Origin of the sequence: Staphylococcus succinus (genome assembly GCF_029024945.1) — a bacterium.
Taxonomy (GTDB): domain Bacteria; phylum Bacillota; class Bacilli; order Staphylococcales; family Staphylococcaceae; genus Staphylococcus; species Staphylococcus succinus.
In genome coordinates, this window is record NZ_CP118976.1 from 1429031 (window position 1) to 1445706 (window position 16676).

Consider the following 16676-nt stretch of genomic DNA (forward strand, 5'->3'; position numbering starts at 1 on the left):
TGATGGCTGGGCTTTTTTATAAAATAGCATCACAATAGGAGGTGTTAATTTGAATAGAGAACAATTAAAGACAAGACCTGTTGTGATTAGAAAAGAGTTGCTTGACCATTATAATGAACTCGGACTTAATGAAACGGAATTAGTCATTTTAATAAAGCTAATACATGCTTCAGAAATGTCCGATAAGCAACCATCGATTGAATCACTTCAACAAGGAACTTCCCTAAATTCAAGAGAGATTACATCTATCATTCAGGGGTTAATACAACATGATTTGCTAGAATTAAATGTTAATAAAGATGAAGAAGGTAAGTTCACTGAATATATGAATCTCGATAAATTTTATGATAGATTAAGTGAAATTATGCAACAAATACATGTTAAACAAGATGAACATGAAACAGAACTTGAATTTAACACATTGTTCCAGAAAATTGAGCAAGCTTTTGGAAGGCCGTTATCACCTTATGAGATTGAGACTTTAAATCAATGGTTAGATGTAGATAAACATGATTTGGCTGTCATACAAGCAGCTTTAGACGAAGCAGCAAGTCAAAACAAGATGAGCCTTAAATATATTGATCGTATTTTACTGAACTGGAAAAAAAATAATGTCAAAACCATTGAAGATTCCAAAAAAATAAGCAGCCAATTTAAACAACCTAAAATGAAACATACGATAAGTAAGGTTCCTAAATTTGATTGGCTCAATGGGGAGAATCCAAATGATAAGTAATAAAAAAGCACTTGAAATGATAGATGTAATTGCTGACATGTTTCCAAATGCAGAATGTGAACTCGTTCATGATAATGCATTTGAACTAACAATAGCAGTATTACTATCAGCACAAACGACTGATATTTCTGTTAATAAATTGACTAAAAATCTATTTCAAAAGTATAAAACTCCAGAAGATTATCTAAAAGTAGATATTTCTGATTTAGAAAATGATTTACGCACGATTGGCTTATATAGAAACAAAGCTAAAAATATAAAAAAGCTATGCCAATCATTGATTGACCAATTTGATGGAAAGATACCTGAAACGCATAAAGAATTAGAAAGTCTGGCTGGTGTAGGGCGCAAAACAGCTAATGTTGTCATGAGTGTAGCCTTTGGAGAACCTTCATTAGCTGTCGATACTCATGTAGAACGTGTATCAAAACGTTTAGGCATATGCCGTTGGAAAGATAATGTGCGACAGGTAGAAGACAAAATATGTACTGTAGTTCCTCGTGAACGTTGGAATAAGACACATCATCAACTCATATTCTTTGGACGTTACCATTGTTTGGCCAGAAGTCCAAAATGTGATGTTTGTCCATTATTCGAAGATTGTAGAGAAGGACAAAAACGGTATAAAGCTAGTTTGAAAGAAGCGTGAAAATAATGATAGTTAAAGAAGATTTCATCCATTTGGAGCATACATTGGATCAGTATGCTAAAGAGAAAAAATTAAAATCAATAGAAGCCAAATCATTATTGGATCAATATTTTGATTTGATCATTGACTACTTTAAACAAATTAATGATCAAAATACCCTTGATTTCAGTAATTTGTCTAATTATGCTGTTGTTCCTATGAATTTTAAAGAACGTTATGATTATATGATTGCTCGTAAATATCACTTTATGGGATACAGCCAAATGAAAACATTAAAAAGTGAACTTATTAAAATGAATGCCTCTTATCAAATACGAAGAAAAAACAATCACAGCTAGTTCAAGCTTGATTATATATTTAAATTAAAAACTAGCACTCATCAATAATGATGAGTGCTAGTTTTTTGATTTATAGTAATTCGCTATTAAATATGTATATTAAAAAACCCGCTTCCCAATGATTAGGGAAAACGGGTTTGAAATTTATGAAGATTTTTTAGTATCAAGTATCGCATTTAAGTTAAATAACTTAGTTAATGCATTCGTGTTACTTGAACTATTGTTACCTTGTTGTTGAGTCGTAGCTCCATTTGTAGTTGTGCTATTACTATTATTGCTACTATTACTTGAAGCACTAGTTGAGCTAGATGAGTTATCATCGTTGTCATCATCGCTACTTGAGCTAGATGAACTACTGCCTTGACCTTCAGGTTTGTTATCAGTTGTATTATCATCTGGATTACTCTTCACTGATAAGTTGTCTTTATCATCGCCACTCACTGAATCTGGTTTGCTGAAATCTTTTCCATCTTTAGGAGAAATATCAGACATAACATCTTCTAATAGGTATTGTGGGTATTCTTGTTCGTCGTGTCCAACAAAGGAGTTTACGCCACCTTGTTTCACTTGGTTAAAGCCCATCCATACAGACATACTGTATTTAGGAGTGAAACCATTAATCCAAACATCTTTAGCGGCATCATCTGGCAAGTTATATTGTTGGTAAGTTTGTTCACCATAAGTACCAGTACCAGTTTTAGCAGCTAAATTAATACCTGAAACGCCATGTCCATAAGCTGAACCATATGCTTCAAACGTACCTTTAAGTACTTCAGCTAACATGTACGAAGTATAATCTTTCATTGCTTTTTTACTTGTATGATCATATTCAATTGTTTCGCCATCTTGTTTTACAACTTTTTTAATAGAATGTGCATTATTGTACTCACCGCCATTTGCAATCGCTGCAAATGCTGATGCTAATTGTGTAGGGGAGAATTCAGATGCAGAACCACCCAATACTTCAGAAGGTCCAATATCACTTTCATAATCTAATCCTACTTTTGAAGCAAATTTTTTCGGTGCGTCATTGCCTGCATTTTCTTTTGTTGATTGCCAAGCTTTAAGCGCAGGAATATTGAAACTTTCACGTAATGCATCATAAAGTTTTACTGTACCATGACTCTTAGTGTCATAGTTTTTAAATTCTACACCATCTACTTGATATGATTCTTCATCTTTAATAGCGTGGTTTGTAGCCCATTGCATATTCTCAATTGCTGGTCCGTATGCTAAGAATGGTTTTAAGGATGAACCAGTAGGGTGTGCATCTGTTGCTAAGTTTCTATCTTGGATATCTTTATAGTTTCTACCACCAGATATTGCAACAAGTCCACCAGTTTCACTATCTACAATTGAAGAACCAACTTGTTGATCGTCATTTTTATAGTAGCTACCGTTATTCACACGATCTTGCAACGTTTGTTGAACATCTTTTTCCATGTTCGTGTAAATTTTAACACCACTATTCAGTACAGAACCTAAATCATCATTTTTGAATGCTTTGTTGTTCATCAGTTCTGATTTAACAAAGTTAATATATGAATCATACTCTTGGTTAGACTCATCTTTAGTTACTTCACGTTGTTTTGCTGTACGTTGAACTAAATTATCCTCAATTGAAGTGCTTTGTGCTTCTTCTTTTTGTTTCTTAGTAATTCTATTATGATACTCCATTAGATAAAGCACTGTATTTTTACGAGATTCCGCTTCTTTAGGATGATCGTAAATATTATACGTATTCGGTACTTGTGGTAAACCTGCAAGATATGCTGACTCAGCTAAATTCAAATCTTTCAAGTCTTTATTGAAGTAGTATTTAGCAGCAGCTTTCACACCATATACGCCATCAGAATAATAAATCTTATTCAAGTACATTTGGAATATTTCATCCTTACTATACTCTTGTTCTAAACGGTATGATAAGTATGCCTCTTGGGCTTTACGAGCGATTGATTTTTGGTCTGTTAAGAATGAACGTTTAACTACTTGTTGTGTTAAAGTCGATGCACCTTGTGAACCAAATCCACCTGTAACGTTTTTAGCAACAGCTCCAAATAAACGTTTATAATCTAAAGCGCCATGATCATAAAAACGATTATCTTCAGTAGCTAATACAGCTTGTTTCATAGTCTTAGGCACTTCGTCTAAGTCTACATGTTCACGACGCTGCCCATTATCAATGGTCTTAATCAACTCACCATTTTTATCATAAATCTTAGCTGGGATAGGGTCTTGTAACTTAGAATCTGTAAAAGCTGGTGCTTTCCAAGCATAATAAGCAAATAACAAGATTCCTATTAAAGCTAGAACGATAAAGGCTATAATGAGAAAACCAATAATCTTAATAACCGTTCTTTTTATATTCCTATTCTTTTTTTGCTCAGACTCACCACTCTTATTAGATTGGGAAGTCCTTTTCTTCTCCGTCATACGCGGTCCTCACTTTCATCTAATATCAACTTATCAACTGCTATGATGTAATTTAATCTTGGTTGATACTGATAAGGAATATAGTAACCATTTTTTCTTATTTCTTCAACCGTTATAGACTTTTTAATCTCTTTTTTATGCCTATCCCAAAAATATTTGAATTTGGAATAGGGAAGGAGATAAACTTCATTCAGCGATTTAAAACCTATTAATAAAAAAACAATTCCACTTTGTTGATAACATGCTTCCATATGTAACACTTGGTGTTCATGCATATTATTTAATGGAAAAGAAGTTTTATTTTTAGTTTCTTTCGCTTCAAAGTCTAAATAATGCCCATTATATATACCATTATAATCGGTTGTAGACGGTGTTCTGAAATAAGCCTCATTAATCACAGCTTTACTTCTCATAGGATAACGAACATTTACAATTTGAACTGGTGTTGGTTTTTTATGTATTACTGCCACACCATGATTCAAATAATAACTATTCGACAGTTCGATATCACTTTCTAATGACATGCCTCTGCCACCATAGTCTATTTTACTAGGTTTATCCTCATAAGTTCGTCCGACTTGAGACTTATTTCCTTTAAATGGCTTTCCATTTGGATAATTCATTGTTTCTTCACCACTTTAGTTTGGTATTCAAAACCTTTTCCATTATAACTGACTTTGTGGAATTTTTCCAAACTATGCTATAGGAAATGTGCATTCTATGTAATTAACATTACACCATGTATATTTTAACGTGCTTTTACGAATTAAACAATATTGTAATACGCATAACCATCTTAACTACTATATATGAAAGGAAATTAGTTACGAAATGACGTTCACCCTTTTTTATGGTAAATTTGATGTGTAGGAGGAAACTTCATGCAACAATACATTACCCAATTATTAAAAGACGTACAAGTTATGCAAGAAAAATTTGAAGCTGTCAAACAAAGCGAAATAGATTATGATTTTTATTCTATTGTCATTCCTTTTGCTGAACATATCGATAACACGCTCAATGCGTTAGCCAAATATGAATCGCAAATTTTACAACTCCAGTACATGAATAAAAAGAAATTTGATCTATTAATTTCTAACATTGAATCATTATCTGTAGAATGTCACTTTAAACGTACTAGTCGAAAATTATTTACAGAAAAAATTAAAGCAGTACAATATGATTTAACTTATATTCAAAGAAATGAATGAAGCCTATGATAAAAACAATTTATGTTACGGGATATAAATCATTTGAACTCAATATCTTCAAAGATGATGCCCCAGAAGTTTCCTATTTAAAAAAATTTATTGCACATAAATTAAATCAATTGATTGAAGAAGGATTGGAATGGGTATTAATACAAGGACAGATGGGTATAGAGTTATGGACAGCTGAGGTAGTACTTGAGTTAAAGGCAACACACCCAGAGTTAAAGCTTGGTATTATTACTCCTTTTTATGGCCATAGCGATAGATGGAATGAACAAAATCAGGCAAAGTATAAAAACATTACTCAACAAGCAGATTTTGTAGATAGTGTTTTTCACTCACCATACGAAGGTCCTCATCAATTTAAGCAAACCGATCAATTTATGTTAGATCACACGGATAAAACACTTTTGATTTATGATGAGGAACAAGAAGCTAGCCCGAAATTCTTTAAACAAATGTTAGTTGATTTTATAGAAAAAACAAACTATACTTGTGACATTGTGACGTTCGATGAATTAACAGAATTTATCAACGACTTGCAGTGTTCTCAAAAACAAAGTTTTGAATGAGGTGGAAAAAATGTCAGATGTTTCATTAAAATTATCAGCAAAAGATATTTATGAAAAAGATTTTGAAAAAACTATGACGCGTGGTTATAGAAGAGAAGAAGTCGATGCTTTTTTAGACGACATCATAGCAGATTATCAAAAAATGGCAGACTTAGATAATGAAGTCGTAAAGCTTTCAGAAGAAAACAATAAGTTAAAAAAAGAACTTGAAGAGTTAAGATTACGTGTAGCTACATCGAGACCACAAGAAAATAAAAACTTCTCTTCAAATAGTAATGCTGCCAGCAAGAGCACTAATAATAGCAATAACAACGTAGATATTCTAAAAAGAATTTCTAACTTAGAAAAAGCAGTATTCGGCAAATAACATACCATATCTTATTTTAAGAGTATGACATTTGTAGATATAGTTTCATCTACATAAAGTCAAGTTTTGAAAGAATTCAAAACTTGACTTATTTTTATTTGTTTCAAGACTTAAAAGATGCTATACTTTTAAAGATGGTGTTTCGGGTAATCGCTATAGAGATATAGAGGAAAGTCCATGCTCACACAGTCTGAGATGATTGTAGTGTTCGTGCTTGACGAAACAATAAGTCAAGGCATTAAGTTGACGGCAATGAAATAACCTAAGTTATTATAATATGGTTAGAATAGTTTGAAAGTGCCACAGTGACGTAGCTTTTATAGAAATATAAAAGGTGGAACGCGGTAAACCCCTCGAGTGAGCAATCCAAATTAGGTAGGAGCACTTTTTTAGCGGAATTCAACGTATAATTAAGACCGATATTTAAATGTAAATATCGGTAGACAGATGGTTACCACCAGCGTACGAGTGTAGCTAGTACACATCAGCAGTACAACGGTACAAAACATGGCTTACAGAAGCATCATCACTAGACCCAAGCTCTCCCAAAAAGGAGAGCTTTTTTAATTGTCTTAGTATACATATGTAATAATAAACTATAATAAATAAGTTATTGCATTGTCATATCTATTTAAAAAAACTTTTGATAAAATAAATACATATCATTATTTACGAAGGAGCAAATCAATGTATCAATTATTAGCCGTATGCCCAATGGGATTAGAAGCAGTTGTTGCCAAAGAAATTCAAGAACTAGGTTATGACACAACTGTAGAAAATGGCAGAATATTTTTTGAAGGCGATGAAACTGCAATCGTCAAATGTAATCTGTGGTTACGTACAGCAGATAGAATTAAAATTGTAGTTGGTCAATTTAAAGCCACTACATTTGATGAATTATTTGAAAAAACAAAATCTCTACCGTGGGAAGCTATTATAGAACAGGATGGTAACTTTCCGGTACAAGGACGTAGTGTGAAATCCACTTTGTTCAGTGTGCCAGACTGCCAAGCTATTGTTAAAAAGGCTATTGTAGAGCGTTTGAAACGTGCGTATCAAGAACGTGGTTGGTTAAACGAAACAGGAGCCAAATATCCAGTAGAAGTTTCAATATTAAAGGATAATGCTTTATTAACAATAGACACGTCAGGTTCCGGATTAAATAAACGTGGTTATAGACTTGCTCAAGGTGAAGCGCCAATCAAAGAAACGCTTGCTGCAAGTTTAATACGTTTAGCCAATTGGACAGGCGATACACCATTAATCGATCCTTTCTGTGGTTCTGGTACTATTGCTATTGAAGCGAGCTTAATCGCACAAAACATCGCGCCTGGATTCAATCGTGATTTCGTTTCTGAGTCATGGGACATTATGCCTGATCGACTTTATGATGAAATGAGAGATGAAGCTGATCAACAAGCAAATTACGATCGAAAGTTAGAAATTTATGCTTCAGATATTGATCCAGAAATGATTGAAATTGCACGCCGTAACGCAGAAGAGGTTGGTTTAGCTGATATTATTCAATTTAGCGTCAAAGATGTAAATACGCTAACTATTGAAACAGATGAGCCTATTGCTTTAATAGGTAATCCTCCATACGGTGAGCGTATTGGAGATCGTGATGAGGTAGAACAAATGTATCGTTACCTAGGCGAACTCATGAATCACAATCCACATTTATCTACTTATGTATTAACAAGCAGTACTGAGTTTGAGCATTTAGTAAATAAAAAGGCAACAAAACGCAGAAAATTATTTAATGGCTATATTGAATGTACGTATTATCAATATTGGGGTAAAAGAAAACCTCAGAATTAAAACACGAGACTAGTCGTGAGTGAAAGGTGGTGTTTCACTTGAACACTGAGTTTAAAAAAGGTATCATTTTTGCTTTTGGTGCTTACATTTTGTGGGGCATTCTCCCTGCATATTGGAAATTAGTTAATGATATTGGGCCTTTCGAAGTATTGGCATTCAGAATTGTACTTTCTATGATATTCATGTTGTTTGTAGTAGTGATTACCAAAAACACAGAACCCTTTAAACGTGATATACAGAAACTATTTTCAAACCCCATCCAGCTTATTGCAATTATTGCAGCAGGTTATGTCATCACAATCAATTGGGGCACCTTTATTTGGGCAGTATCCAATGGACATGTGTTACAGTCCAGTTTAGGGTATTATATCAATCCATTAGTAAGTATATTACTCGCTGTTATATTCTTAAAAGAGCGTTTCACTAAATTTGAATGGATTGCTATTGCATTTGCAGTGATTGGTGTTTTATACATGACATTAAAAATGGGGATTTTCCCTGGCGTTTCATTATTGCTGGCTGGCTCATTTGGTATCTATGGTTTAATTAAAAAGCTTATACCTATAGATGCTATTAGCAGTATAACTATAGAATGTATCGTGACTGCTCCAGCTGGACTTATCTATTTATGGTACATATGGCAACATGGCGGATTAACTTTCGGCATGAATATTTCATCATTTTGGCTATTGTTCTCTGGCGCTGTAACAGCTATCCCGTTAATCTTATTCTCAGCTGGTGCACGTAGAATACCGTTATCTTTAACTGGCTTTATACAATACGTCGGACCAACGATTATGTTCATATTAGGTATATTCCTATTTAAAGAACATTTTGATGTAGATCAATTAATTACATTTATCTTTATTTGGTTAGGAATTATTATATATAGTATTTCTCAATATTTGAAAATTAAAAAAAGCAAAAACCCTGTTATACAATAACAATGTATAAAATAGGTATCTCCCCTGAATATAGAATGTAGTGAACTCATGTTAATTACGTCTATACATTCAGGGGATTTTTTCGTTATAGCAAATGATCAATAAGGCAGAGAATCCAAAAATTCAAATGAGCGATAAACATAAAAGTGTTTTAAATATAATAAGTGGATGTCCCACGTTATAGTAAGTATTAAATTTGAGTTTAATATTGGTGCAAAAAGGTTAACTGTAGTAGTGTGGACTTAAACAGGATAATGTTATATTAAATACTAACGTGCTATTCGAACTAGACACTAAAAAGTGTGAACGGCACAATTTAATGATAATACGATATCAAAACAAACAATTATAGGAGTGATTTGATGACAAGAGTACTTATTTTAGGTGCTAATGGTGAAATTTCTAAAGCAGCAATCAACTCATTTTTAGAAAATACATCATATACCTTACGATTATTCCTGAGAGATGCGAACAGATTACCTGACTATGCGTCAGATCGTATTAGAGTTCGTGAAGGGGATGCAACGAATTACGAAGATGTATATAATGCTATGGACGATGTAGACATTGTGTTAGCAAGTTTATCAGGTGATTTAGATAAAGAAGCGGTAACTATTGTAAAAGCAATGCAAGAGAAGCGTGTTAAAAGACTTATATTTGTTACATCTTTGGGTATATACAATGAAGTACCTGGTAAATTTGGTGAATGGGTAGAACAGCATACGCGTGAATATGCTCCGGTTTATAAAAAAGCAGCGGATATCATTGAAAATTCTGGATTGGACTATACTATTTTTAGACCAGCATGGTTAACAGATACAAATGAAATTGATTATGAAATCACGCAAAAAGATGAAGCATTTAAGGGGACAGAAGTATCAAGAAAGAGTGTAGCAGCTGTAGCTGTTAACATTGCTAAAAACCCAGCACTCCATCTAAAAGAAAATATTGGTATTAACAAACCTAATACTGATTTTGATAAGCCTAGATGGAGGTAAGTTTAATATCTGAAGTGACTAAATCATAAATTATGCATAACACATAATTTACATGTAATCCTTACAACGTCATTCCTTAATATAGGGAATGACGTTTTTATTAAAAAAGCAACGCATAGCTCAACCAATGAACTGCTTATGCAAAAGTACTATTAATTATATATTAACAGGTGAATTGAACAAACTTACTTTTGACATTGAACGATTTGTTATACAATAAGGATAATTATATAGAAGTAACAAAGGGGATAGTATGATGTCTAATACTGAGCAACTCGATATTTTATACAAATTAAAAAAAGAAGTCGAAAAATCAAAGAATACAAGATTGGTCCATATTATTAATCAAGTTATTAAAAAAGTATACTTAGAACAGTATACTGCTACATTTGTAGGCCACTTTTCTGCTGGAAAGTCTACACTCATTAACTTACTACTAGAAGAAAATATATTACCAAGTTCACCTGTACCAACTACTAGTAACACAGCCATAGTTTCCGTTACAGATGAAAAAGGAATTATCGCTAACTTAAGCAACAAACAATATACATTACTCAATAACTATGATGAAGTTAAACAAATGAATAGAGAAAATATTGATGTAGAATCTGTAGAGATTAAATGTCCTTCAGATAAATTCAATAAAGGATTCACATTACAAGATACACCGGGGGTAGATTCAAATGTAGCAACGCACCAATCCAGCACAGAAGAATTTATGTATACAAGTAATGTTCTCTTTTACACGGTGGATTATAACCATGTGCAATCAGCATTAAATTTTCAGTTTATGAAACAATTGAATCATGCTGGGGTGCCTGTTGTATTTGTGATTAACCAAATAGATAAACATAACGAAGCAGAAATTAGTTTCGATACTTTTAAATCACGTGTTGAAAAGTCCATTGCAGAATGGGAAATCAATTTAGATCGCATATACTATGTGTCTAAATTTGAACATGAGTATAATGAAATTGACTCGCTTTCTCATTACCTCGTTGACAAGGATAACAACAGAGAGTCCATCGAAGATTATGTAGATAGAATTGTGACATTTATCACTGATGAGCAGTTATCCTATATACAATATGAAATACAAGATTTATTAGATAAACTCGATATATTTGAAGCGGATTTTGATCAAGCATATTTAAATTTTCAACAGCACCAACAAGTAAGTGAAGAAGCAAAGCTGTTAAACAATCCTGAACGTCTTTATGAATTTTTAAAGCAAAAGCGCAAAACTATCTTAGAAAATGCATATATCATGACTCATGATACAAGGGAGAAAATCAGGTTTTACTTAGAAAGCCGTACAAAAGATTTTAAAGTAGGCGGGTTATTCAATAAAAAAAGTAAAACAATCGAAGAACAACAATCTCGTTTAGATGATTTAGTAGGACATATACAAGAAAAAGTGAATCAAGAAATAAGACAACCACTCAGAGGTGATATGTCATTCTTAACTCGCTTTATTAATTCATCTGAAATCAATGATGAAATATTAAACCAACACTACACCATCCATCCAGAGCTTATTACTGATTTATATCAAATGCAAATTAGTATTAGTAATCAATATGTACTTACTTTTGCAGATGATTTAATGAAATCACTGAAACAACACATCGCTAAAGTATCAGATCCACTTTTTAAAAAGGCTATAAAATATTCAAAAGCAAACGATATAGGTACGGAACAAGAAGACGATTATAATGACTATGTTAAATTTATCGAATTACGTAATCTTAGAGAATCACTTGGGACACAAAATTATATGCACTATTACATTCATATAGATGATTCGTTAGATCGATTGATAGACCGTACTGAAATTAATTATGAAGCAAAAACTCAACCAGATTCAATAAAAGCAACTCATCAAGCTACTACTGAAAAACACTACAGTAATCAAGATAATACAAGAACGATAGAGCAAGCGCTCGACTTGATTAAAGATATCCCACTGTTTGCTCAGACAAAGCAGGATATTAACGACACGTTAGAAAGATTAGAACAAAAAGTAGTGAAAATCGGTGTCTTTGGGACATTTAGTGCTGGTAAAAGTAGTTTAATTAACGCTTTACTCGGTGATAATTATTTAGTAAGTTCTCCTAATCCAACAACTGCAGCTATGACAGAATTATCATATGGTAACGAAAGTCAAATTACATTAAAATCAAGTGAACAATTACTAGAAGAATTAAATCAAGTTTTTGAAATCGAAAATCAAAATTTCGACAGTATAGAAGCATTTTTAAATAAAAACACAAGTAAACTTAAAGCGACTTTGGAAAAAAATAAATTGGCTTTTGTCAATGCAATTGAAAATCACTACAACATGTACGAAGACATGATTTCTCAAGGTCTTACGCATACCATAGAACAAGAAGAAATAAAAAAATGGAGTGCAGAAGACGAATTTGCCACATTCGTTAATACTGTACATCTTAAATTACCACTAGATTGGCTAAAAGATAAAATTATAGTTGATTCATTAGGGTTACATTCTAATAATCAACGACACACGAATGAAACCGAAAAAATATTAACTTCTTCTGATTTAATCTTATATGTAAGTTATTTTAATCATTCATTTACTGAAAATGATAAGCGCTTTATTGAACATATGAAAGAAATGAACCAATTAAACGAAAACCAATCGTTTAAAATGATTATCAACGCTACTGATTTAGCAGAAACTGACGAAGACTTAAACGATGTGATTGAATATGTAGGGGATGCATTAACACAAGTCAATATGGATTCGGACATTTTTGCTGTTTCTAGTAGACAAGCCTTGCAATCTCATAATGAAGGCATTGAAAAGCTTAAAGAAAGCATACAATATTTTTCTCAAGTGGAGTCTAAAGACATACTGCAACAACAAATGTTACAACAACTGATGCATATTTCCGAAGCGTTTGATCAAATGATAGAAGACTCAAAGAACAATCAAGCTCAAATCGAGCAACGTAAAAAACAATTGAAGCGGTACGATCAGTCTAACGTACTAGGTTATGATATATTACAGATTGCAGAACAACGTGCGTCAAATGAAGTCGAAGATCAAATATATCATCTGAATGAACGATTAAAATTACAATTGCTTGATGAAGTCAAATCGATTTATAATGGACAGATGACAAAAAACAGTAATTTTTCTGAAGAAAAACGTCAATCTACCAAGATATACTTAGATCAAATACATCAACGTCTTTATTTAGAACAATCTTTGTTAGTTGAACGTGTTAAGAAATACTTCCATGAACAACTTCATATTGAAATCGCGCCTTTAAAACAAAAATTGGAACAAATTCACATATTTTTCGAACCAGAATTTAATAAAAGTGATATCAATTTAGATGAACCCTATTTAAAATTAGATTTAACTACAATGATTGATTCACTACCAAAATCTTTATCTAAGAAAAATATACTACAAGCTAAAACACAAAATGAAATACAAACGCAAATTACCTATTCAACAGTTAACCTTTTAGCGCCTTGCATTGGAGATTTAAGACAAGCGCTCATAGAAATTGTTGTTAAGATGAACCAAAATGCTGAAGCAAGATTCTATGAATTTGAACAAGATATTCATAAGCAAATTAAACAATTATTATCATTTGAAATTGATCATGCGCTTGTTGAACAATTACAACATACAAATGCCCAATTAAAACCATTATTGTAAAAAAGAAAGAGGTACTTCACAAAATGTCTAACAAAATATTACTGATAGATGGTATGGCATTATTATTTCGCCATTATTATGCTACGAGTCTTCACAATCAATTTATGCGCAATTCTTCGGGGACACCGACAAATGGTATACAAGGATTCGTACGTCACGTTTTCACAGCAATAAATGAAATTAGTCCTTCACATGTTGCTGTATGTTGGGATATGGGGAAATCAACCTTCAGAAATGATATGTTTGATGGATACAAACAAAATAGACCAGCACCTCCTGATGAACTCATTCCACAATTTGATTATGTAAAAGAAGTGTCTAATCAATTTGGATTTGTGAATATTGGTGTACAAAATTATGAAGCCGATGACGTGATTGGAACACTAGCACATCAATACTCAGAGGACAATCAAGTTTATGTCATCACTGGAGATAAAGATATTCTCCAATGTATTAATCCTAATGTAGAAATTTGGTTAACTAAAAAAGGCTTCAATATTTATAATCGCTATACACTTGATAGATTTCAAAGCGAATATGGATTAACTCCTCTACAACTTATTGATGTAAAAGCTTTTATGGGAGATAGCGCAGATGGATATCCAGGTGTTAAGGGAATAGGTGAAAAAACTGCTATAAAATTAATACAAAGTCACGGTTCTGTAGAGTCCGTACTTGATGCTTTAAATGAACTTACACCAGGCCAACAAAAGAAAATTGAAGCAGATATGCAAAACCTCAAATTATCTAAGTCGCTTGCTAAAATTCATACTGAGGTTCCTTTGGACACGCATGAATTATTACAAGATATGAAATTTGGAACAGATATTTCTAAGATTTTAAATGTATGTAATGAACATGAGTTGTATGTATCTGGTAAATACTTATCAACACACTTCAGTTAAGATGAATAAAAATATAGCGCATTGATTATTATGTAATCAATGCGCTATATTTATTTTTTGGATTTAGTAATTTTATATAATGCATTTTTAGCATGATGATTTGCTTCTTTATTTTGATTTCTAGGAATCCATTTAACAAAAAACAAATCAAATCGTGGTTCTAAGTTGAGCACCGTATTAAAATAATACTTAAACTTTTCATTCTTAACTTGTCTTTTAGTCAAACTATCTTCAATTAACTTAGAATCTGTGTAAACTAATGCTGTTGTAATATTATGTTCTAACGCACATTCTAATGCAAAAACTAATGAAGCCCATTCAGCACTATGATTATCCATTATTCCTAAATTTGTATCGTATTGTATCCGCTGTTCATCTGTTATTATCACAACTGCACAAGCACTTTCACCCGGATTACCAGCTGTGGCAGCATCAAAATATATTTTCGCCATATTTTCACCCACATCATTAAAGATATTCTCATCTTATCAAATGCTGCATTGATATACTATATATTTCGATAATCAAATCATTTGGCATTTCTAACTGAATCTTTTATGATATATAAATAATGCATACTCTATTAGTCGGATTTAGAAAATGGAAGGTGATACAATGAATAATATGTTTATCATACATGGGTATCAAGCAAATATAAATAGCCATTGGTTCGATTGGTTAGCCAAAGAAATGGCGTATTATCATTATCAAGTAGAAATTATTTATTTGCCTAATACGCATCACCCACAGACCTCAAATTGGTATGCAGCTTTAGATGATCGTTTAAAAGACAAACTAAATGAAAACACACTTATTGTTGCACATAGTCTCGGGGTGATTACCATACTCAATTACTTATCCCATCAACAATTTACCCCAAAAATTAAAGGGTTGTTTTTAATATCTGGTTTTAATGAAACCCTTGATAACTTACCAGAGTTAGATACCTATATTAAACAAACCAATGTACGATGTGATAAAGTTAATTCCCAAAACGTTGTAACTATTGCTGCTAGTGAAGATCCTATAGTGGATGTAGAAGCTACTAAGCGTTTGTCTAATGAATTAGGAGTATCAACTCAAATTATCACTCATAATGGCCATTTCCTTGATACAGAGGGCTATCACACCTTTGAATTTTTAAAAGATCAAATTATTGCTATACTAAATAAAATAAACACAGAGATTGGTATGTAACCAATCTCTGTGTTTATTAATAACCTTCATCTAATTTTTGTATTTTGCCTTTACGGTGCATTGATTTTGCCCAATAACCGAATGGCACATTGAAAACTGTTGAAATTATTTTTAAGAGATACGTAGTAATAAATATTTCAAATACAGCTGCATTTGGCATAGTACCATAAAAAGCAATCGCCACAAATAATGCCGTATCAATAATGTTACTAAAAATTGTACTACCATATGCCCTAATAATAAAAGTCTTATCTGAACTAAATACGTTCTTGATAAGCGAAAAGATTAAGACATCCAAATGTTGCCCAATAATATATGCTATCACTGAACCAAGCGCAATTCTTGGGACCAGATTAAATATTGCATCTAATGCGCCTTGCGAAGTATCCACTGCTGCAGGTGTGAAATGTAGAGACATTTGCATGACAATAATCATAACTAATGTTGAACTAAAACCAATCCACACAGCACGTTTAGCAATTTTACGTCCATAAATATCATTTAATATATCTGTCGCTAAATAAATAGAAGCGAACATGACGTTTCCTAATGTAGCTGAAATCGTAAAAAGATCTACCGTTTTAATCACTTGAATATTTGCAATAATTGTTCCGATTGCTATCCAAGCAATTAAGCCATGTTTACCAAAGAGACGATACATAGCTATTAATAATAAAAATGTTACAAAGAAAGTTAAAACACCGAATATTTCATTAAACAATTTAAGTTCCTCCTAAATTTTGATAGTGCGGGTGTTTAGAAACCGCAAAATTAACAACTGCATCATTTTACCAGAAAACTATAAAAT

At 32.4% G+C, this 16676-nt stretch carries 16 protein-coding genes and 1 other RNA gene; 13 read left to right on the forward strand and 4 right to left on the reverse strand.

What is annotated here, in order from left to right:
* The first annotated feature begins 49 nt into the window (after positions 1-49).
* From PYW31_RS07020 to PYW31_RS07030, 3 genes are read left to right on the forward strand one after another with little or no spacing between them, the layout of a single operon-like run.
* A complete protein-coding gene (locus tag PYW31_RS07020) occupies positions 50-736 on the forward strand; it encodes a DnaD domain-containing protein (protein WP_046837394.1) in 687 nt (228 codons plus the stop codon).
* Positions 726-1385, forward strand: coding sequence for an endonuclease III (gene nth / locus PYW31_RS07025; RefSeq protein ID WP_046837395.1), 660 nt, complete (start codon positions 726-728; stop codon positions 1383-1385). The genes PYW31_RS07020 and nth overlap by 11 nt, the downstream gene beginning before the upstream one ends.
* Positions 1386-1390: 5 nt before the next feature.
* On the forward strand, positions 1391-1723 hold the full coding sequence (locus PYW31_RS07030; RefSeq protein WP_046837396.1) for a YpoC family protein: 333 nt from the start codon (positions 1391-1393) through the stop codon (positions 1721-1723).
* A gap of 144 nt (positions 1724-1867) precedes the next feature.
* On the opposite strand, the gene PYW31_RS07035 is transcribed toward PYW31_RS07030, so the two are convergent.
* The gene (locus PYW31_RS07035; protein WP_046837397.1) at positions 1868-4156 is read right to left on the reverse strand and encodes a transglycosylase domain-containing protein; all 2289 of its coding nucleotides are present in this window, start codon (positions 4154-4156) and stop codon (positions 1868-1870) included.
* Positions 4153-4779 carry a Holliday junction resolvase RecU gene (gene recU / locus PYW31_RS07040; RefSeq protein ID WP_046837398.1) on the reverse strand — a complete coding sequence of 209 codons (627 nt, stop codon included), beginning with the start codon at positions 4777-4779 and terminating at the stop codon, positions 4153-4155. The genes PYW31_RS07035 and recU overlap by 4 nt, the downstream gene beginning before the upstream one ends.
* A gap of 258 nt (positions 4780-5037) precedes the next feature.
* Between recU and PYW31_RS07045 the strand changes: the two genes are divergently transcribed.
* The 9 genes from PYW31_RS07045 to PYW31_RS07085 all read left to right on the forward strand — a co-directional run bounded on the left by PYW31_RS07045 (position 5038) and on the right by PYW31_RS07085 (position 14671).
* Positions 5038-5367 (forward strand): DUF1798 family protein, encoded by a 330-nt coding sequence (locus PYW31_RS07045; protein WP_046837399.1) that lies wholly within the window; start codon positions 5038-5040, stop codon positions 5365-5367.
* A gap of 5 nt (positions 5368-5372) precedes the next feature.
* Entirely contained in the window at positions 5373-5939 is a 567-nt protein-coding gene (locus PYW31_RS07050) for an SLOG family protein (RefSeq protein ID WP_046837474.1), read from the forward strand.
* 10 nt (positions 5940-5949) lie between these two features.
* On the forward strand, positions 5950-6306 hold the full coding sequence (gene gpsB / locus PYW31_RS07055) for a cell division regulator GpsB (protein ID WP_046837400.1): 357 nt from the start codon (positions 5950-5952) through the stop codon (positions 6304-6306).
* Between the two features lie 138 nt (positions 6307-6444).
* Positions 6445-6826: RNase P RNA component class B (gene rnpB / locus PYW31_RS07060), an RNA gene on the forward strand.
* A 167-nt stretch (positions 6827-6993) separates the two neighbouring features.
* Positions 6994-8127 (forward strand): THUMP domain-containing class I SAM-dependent RNA methyltransferase, encoded by a 1134-nt coding sequence (locus PYW31_RS07065; RefSeq protein WP_046837401.1) that lies wholly within the window; start codon positions 6994-6996, stop codon positions 8125-8127.
* Positions 8128-8165: 38 nt separating this feature from the next.
* A complete protein-coding gene (gene rarD, locus PYW31_RS07070; protein WP_046837402.1) occupies positions 8166-9071 on the forward strand; it encodes an EamA family transporter RarD in 906 nt (301 codons plus the stop codon).
* A 362-nt stretch (positions 9072-9433) separates the two neighbouring features.
* A complete protein-coding gene (locus PYW31_RS07075) occupies positions 9434-10069 on the forward strand; it encodes an SDR family oxidoreductase (RefSeq protein WP_046837403.1) in 636 nt (211 codons plus the stop codon).
* 256 nt (positions 10070-10325) lie between these two features.
* Complete coding sequence (locus PYW31_RS07080) at positions 10326-13766, forward strand: dynamin family protein (protein ID WP_046837404.1); 3441 nt, start codon at positions 10326-10328, stop codon at positions 13764-13766.
* 23 nt (positions 13767-13789) lie between these two features.
* Positions 13790-14671, forward strand: a complete 882-nt coding sequence (locus tag PYW31_RS07085) for a 5'-3' exonuclease (protein WP_046837405.1) — start codon at positions 13790-13792, stop codon at positions 14669-14671.
* Positions 14672-14721: 50 nt separating this feature from the next.
* On the opposite strand, the gene PYW31_RS07090 is transcribed toward PYW31_RS07085, so the two are convergent.
* Positions 14722-15123, reverse strand: a complete 402-nt coding sequence (locus PYW31_RS07090) for a ribonuclease HI family protein (protein ID WP_046837406.1) — start codon at positions 15121-15123, stop codon at positions 14722-14724.
* A gap of 163 nt (positions 15124-15286) precedes the next feature.
* Here PYW31_RS07090 and PYW31_RS07095 point away from each other — a divergent pair, with 163 nt between their 5' ends.
* The gene (locus PYW31_RS07095; RefSeq protein ID WP_046837407.1) at positions 15287-15868 is read left to right on the forward strand and encodes an RBBP9/YdeN family alpha/beta hydrolase; all 582 of its coding nucleotides are present in this window, start codon (positions 15287-15289) and stop codon (positions 15866-15868) included.
* 16 nt (positions 15869-15884) lie between these two features.
* Here the strand turns inward: PYW31_RS07095 and PYW31_RS07100 are convergent, their stop codons facing one another.
* Positions 15885-16589 (reverse strand): queuosine precursor transporter, encoded by a 705-nt coding sequence (locus PYW31_RS07100; protein ID WP_046837408.1) that lies wholly within the window; start codon positions 16587-16589, stop codon positions 15885-15887.
* Positions 16590-16676 lie beyond the last annotated feature (87 nt).

Bases quoted from the DNA above. Each gene is read 5' to 3' on its own strand.
- PYW31_RS07090 (WP_046837406.1), bottom strand. From the start codon at position 15,123: ATGGCGAAAATATATTTTGATGCTGCCACAGCTGGTAATCCGGGTGAA.
- PYW31_RS07095 (WP_046837407.1), top strand. From the start codon at position 15,287: ATGAATAATATGTTTATCATACATGGGTATCAAGCAAATATAAATAGC.
- PYW31_RS07065 (WP_046837401.1), top strand. From the start codon at position 6,994: ATGTATCAATTATTAGCCGTATGCCCAATGGGATTAGAAGCAGTTGTT.
- PYW31_RS07050 (WP_046837474.1), top strand. From the start codon at position 5,373: ATGATAAAAACAATTTATGTTACGGGATATAAATCATTTGAACTCAAT.
- PYW31_RS07045 (WP_046837399.1), top strand. From the start codon at position 5,038: ATGCAACAATACATTACCCAATTATTAAAAGACGTACAAGTTATGCAA.
- PYW31_RS07030 (WP_046837396.1), top strand. From the start codon at position 1,391: ATGATAGTTAAAGAAGATTTCATCCATTTGGAGCATACATTGGATCAG.
- PYW31_RS07035 (WP_046837397.1), bottom strand. From the start codon at position 4,156: ATGACGGAGAAGAAAAGGACTTCCCAATCTAATAAGAGTGGTGAGTCT.
- PYW31_RS07085 (WP_046837405.1), top strand. From the start codon at position 13,790: ATGTCTAACAAAATATTACTGATAGATGGTATGGCATTATTATTTCGC.
- gpsB (WP_046837400.1), top strand. From the start codon at position 5,950: ATGTCAGATGTTTCATTAAAATTATCAGCAAAAGATATTTATGAAAAA.
- nth (WP_046837395.1), top strand. From the start codon at position 726: ATGATAAGTAATAAAAAAGCACTTGAAATGATAGATGTAATTGCTGAC.
- recU (WP_046837398.1), bottom strand. From the start codon at position 4,779: ATGAATTATCCAAATGGAAAGCCATTTAAAGGAAATAAGTCTCAAGTC.
- PYW31_RS07080 (WP_046837404.1), top strand. From the start codon at position 10,326: ATGTCTAATACTGAGCAACTCGATATTTTATACAAATTAAAAAAAGAA.
- PYW31_RS07075 (WP_046837403.1), top strand. From the start codon at position 9,434: ATGACAAGAGTACTTATTTTAGGTGCTAATGGTGAAATTTCTAAAGCA.